4 protein-coding genes are annotated in these 4,191 nt (G+C 29.8%); 3 read left to right on the top strand and 1 reads right to left on the bottom strand.

The genetic code is table 11. The annotated features are described in order from the left end of the window. Positions 1 to 47 precede the first annotated feature (47 nt). The 3 genes from rlmD to proC all read left to right on the top strand — a co-directional run bounded on the left by rlmD (position 48) and on the right by proC (position 3,042). A complete protein-coding gene (gene rlmD, locus Q0370_RS02380; protein ID WP_299571611.1) occupies positions 48 to 1,466 on the top strand; it encodes a 23S rRNA (uracil(1939)-C(5))-methyltransferase RlmD in 1,419 nt (472 codons plus the stop codon). Between the two features lie 113 nt (positions 1,467 to 1,579). Then, positions 1,580 to 2,167, top strand: coding sequence for a cob(I)yrinic acid a,c-diamide adenosyltransferase (locus tag Q0370_RS02375; RefSeq protein ID WP_299571608.1), 588 nt, complete (start codon positions 1,580 to 1,582; stop codon positions 2,165 to 2,167). 71 nt (positions 2,168 to 2,238) lie between these two features. Then, positions 2,239 to 3,042, top strand: a complete 804-nt coding sequence (gene proC / locus Q0370_RS02370) for a pyrroline-5-carboxylate reductase (protein ID WP_299571605.1) — start codon at positions 2,239 to 2,241, stop codon at positions 3,040 to 3,042. 245 nt (positions 3,043 to 3,287) lie between these two features. On the opposite strand, the gene Q0370_RS02365 is transcribed toward proC, so the two are convergent. Next, on the bottom strand, positions 3,288 to 4,106 hold the full coding sequence (locus Q0370_RS02365) for an oligoendopeptidase (RefSeq protein WP_299571601.1): 819 nt from the start codon (positions 4,104 to 4,106) through the stop codon (positions 3,288 to 3,290). Positions 4,107 to 4,191 lie beyond the last annotated feature (85 nt).

Raw genomic sequence — 4,191 nt, 5'->3', positions numbered from 1 at the left:
TACAATTGAAAAATATTTTAGAATATTTAAAATAAAAAAGGAATAAGATGAATAAAATAAAAAATAATTATGAAGTTGGGCAAAAACTGGAAATTGAAATAGAAAAAATAGTGTTTGGTGGAGAAGGACTTGGAAGAGTTGATGGGTTTACAGTATTTGTACCGATGAGTGTGCCAGGAGATAAATTGGAAGTGGAGATTATCTCGGTGAAAAAGTCGTATGCAAGAGGGCTTATAACTAGGATAATTGAACCATCAAAGGACAGGATTGAGGATTTGTCCAAAATTAGTTTTGAGGATTTTGATGGCTGTGATTTTGGAATGCTTAAATATGAGAAACAGCTTGAATATAAAGATAAAATGCTTGAAGAAGTGTTGACAAAGATTGCTGAAATTGATTTGAAAAAGGTAAAAATTAGCAAAATTATTGGAAGTGATAAAAAAATTAATTATAGAAACAAGACAGCTGAACCATTTTTCAAAAAGAATGGAATTATTCAGACAGGATTTTATTCAAGAAAGTCCCACAATGTATTTTCAGCTAAAGAAAGTCTTCTAAAGTCAGAAATTGCCAAAATAATTATTGATAAATTTTTGCAGAAAGTAAATAGTTTCGCAGGTACAAAAAAGGAATTTAAAGTTTTTAATGAAGTTAATAATACTGGATTTTTGAAGCAGATAATGGTTAGAAATAATGAAAAAGATGAAGTTATGATAGTTGTTGTCGTAAATAAAAATTCGCAGTATAATCAGCTTTCAAAAGTACTGGAAGAAATGTATGATGAAAATGACTGCATAAAATCCATCTATATTTCTGTAAAAACTGAACAGAATAACGTAATTTTAGGTAAAAATGTCCATTTATTTGGAAGCCAGTATTTGGAAGAGGAAATGGAAGGATTAAAATTCAAGATTTATCCAAATTCATTTTTCCAAATTAATAAAAAACAGGCACTAAAACTTTATGATGTTGCAATAAACTTTTTGAATGAAGAAAATAAAAATATTGATAAAATCTACGAAAAAACAGTAATTGACGCATTTTCAGGGACTGGAACCATTGCAATGATGCTTTCAAAAAACATAAAAAAGGTTATTGGAATTGAAAGTGTGGAAAGTTCAACACTTGCTGCAAAACTGACTTCTTATGAAAACTCCATTCAAAATGTAGAATTTGTAAATGGAAAAGTCGAGAAGGAACTCCCAAAAATTTTGAAGAGAGAAGATGTCGGAGCAATAGTTTTTGACCCGCCAAGACGAGGAATCGAAGAGTCAGCATTAAAGAGTGTTGTAAAGAACAAAATTGAAAAAATTGTCTATATTTCCTGCAATCCTGCCACTTTTGCACGAGATGTGAAGATTTTGGCTGAAAATGGGTATGTATTAACAAAAGTTACTCCTGTGGATATGTTCCCGCAGACTGGGCATATTGAGGTAGTGGGATTATTGGAAAAATACGATATTTAAAGGGATTTTTGAAATTTTTAATTAAAAAATTGAGATATTTAGAAAAAGTGCGAAACTTATTAATAAATTATTTATAAACTTTATTAAAAATCAAGAAAAGGAAGTTGATATTTATGAAAATATACACAAAATATGGTGATGAAGGTTTTACAAGACTTTATGGAGGACAAAGAGTTAGCAAGACTCATGTTAGAGTAGAAGCGTATGGAACGATGGATGAAGTTTGTTCATTACTTGGAGTAATTATTGCTGAAATTCGTGAAGATGAAAAGTTGAATGATGTACTTGGAAAGATACGTGAAGAATGTGAAAATATACAGCAACAGCTTTTTGACTGTGGAAGTGACCTTGCCACTCCTGATGGATTACGAGAATATAAGCAAACAATTGATGATGTAAAATGGCTTGAGGAAAGAATGGATGAATATATTCCACAATTGCCTAAATTAGAATGTTTTGTAATTCCTGGAGGAAGCAGAATGTCAAGCATGTTTCATCTTATGCGAACAAGCACTCGTAACTTGGAACGAAAAATGATTGCTGTAATTGAAGCAAATGAAGGAATAAATAAAGTTGGACTTCAATATATCAATAGACTTTCTGACTATTTCTTTGTAGCAGCATGCCTTACAAATCTAAAATTAGGAAATAACGAAACTATCTATAAAAGAAGTGCAAAAATTTTTAGAAATAGCAAATAGTGTGTATTTAAATTAGAATTTTAAAATTTCTAGAATAATTTTTTTGATATCAGAATAAGGAGAAAAATTTAATGAAATTAGGAATTATTGGAGCAGGAAATATGGGAAGCTCTATATTAAAAGGCGTTACATCTTCAAACTTTCTTGAAAATAAAAATATAGCTATTTTTGATTTAAACAAGGAAAAAATTGAAGAATTATCAAAAGAGTATGGTGTAAAAAAAGCAGAAAATGAAAACGAACTTGTAAAAGAAAGCGATATTCTCATCCTTTCTGTAAAACCAAATATTATTCCAAAAGTACTGGATAAAATAAAAGGTGACTTGACAGAAAAAACTATTGTTTTATCAATTGCCGCTGGAATTAGCATTGATTTTATTGAAAATATCATTGGAACTGACAAAAAAGTTATTAGAACTATGCCAAATACACCTGCTCAAGTGATGGAAGGAATGACGGCAGTTTCTTTTAATCATAATATTCAGGAAAATGAAAAAAGTATGATTTTTAAATTGTTGAATAGTTTTGGAAAAAGTATTGAAATTGAGGAAAAACTTATGCATGTATATACAGGAATTAGTGGCTCTTTACCAGCCTATGTTTATGTATTTATGGAAGCTCTTGCGGATGGCGGGGTACTGGAAGGAATGCCAAGGGATAAGGCTTATGAAATCATTGCTCAAACGGTTTTAGGTTCAGCTAAAATGATGCTTGAAACAAAAAAACATCCAGGAGTTTTGAAAGATGAGGTAACTTCTCCAGGAGGAACTACAATTGCTGCTTTAAAAGTGCTAGAAGATGGTAAATTTAGAGGAACTATAATGGAAGCCGTTAAGGCATGTACAAAAAAGTCTAAAGAAATGGCAGGGGAGTAAAATCCCCTCTTTTGCAGGATTGCTCATTGCCGATAATCCTTATCTTGCAGTAAATATTTATACTAATAATTAAAATCGTGTCAAGATTGCTACGCAATAACCTATGGCTAGACTCCGACTTTTACTTGCTCAATTCCGAAACTCCTCTTTCCAGTCATCAAAGAATCGTAGCTGAATAAATAAAAGCTCCGTCGATTTATTAAAATAAAAAAATTATATTTCAAGTATCTAAAAATACTAGATTTTTACATAATCTGATATTTTTCCACATATTTTAATTTATGATTTATCCAGTATTCTAATTGATTTTCATTCTGATTTACACGAAATTCAAGATTATATTTCGCCATATCTACAAATAAAGAGTTATCTTTTTGATAAATAGTTAAATAATGTTTTCCTTTTTTATCCACAGCCACTACTTTTCCATTCTCAACTGAAAATGTATATTGAATACTGTTATAATCACGATTTGGACTCCACACCAAATTTTTATCGCCTGTCATTTTTATATAAAATGCTGAATTTGTGGGAATAAATGCCAAGTTTAACCAATTTAGCCCTTTACTGTCAATTCCTCCAGAAATTCCCTTGTTCCCATAAGCAGTTATTTTGTATTCTCCTGTTCCTACATTTTTTACTCCTGCAAACACCATTCCTAGCGACTTTAGTTCAGCTTTCTCAAAATCTACATTGTCTTTATAGTTTAGAAAAAAATCATTTGAAGAATATTTTATAATTTTAGATTGATCTGTTATTTTTCCTTTTTTATTTACCTTTATAATTTTAAAATCTTTTTTCAAAGTATCAGATAAAAATTCATAAACATTGACCGCAGCATATCTTGAAGGCATAAAAGCCAGATAATTTCCAACATTCAGCTGAACAGGATATTTATTTCCGTTTCCTGAAATTATCTCATAACTGATATAATCTGGATTATTTGACATTCTGGCTGAAAACTTTTCAAAATTATTAAAATTCTCCTTATTTCCAGCATTTAAAGCAAAACTAAATAAAAACCCCATTAATATTATAAATTTTGATAATATGCCTTTTCTCATAAAAACCTCCTGAATAGAAATTTATCTTATACTAAATCCCGTTTAAAAATAGAAGTTATATTTCGTTATTTACTAACAAGGAATT

The sequence above is a fragment of the uncultured Leptotrichia sp. genome, from assembly GCF_938036635.1.
Classification (GTDB): Bacteria; Fusobacteriota; Fusobacteriia; order Fusobacteriales; family Leptotrichiaceae; genus Leptotrichia; species Leptotrichia hongkongensis.
Note: the sequence above shows the minus strand (reverse complement) of the source record. Positions and strands in the feature narration are given on the sequence as shown.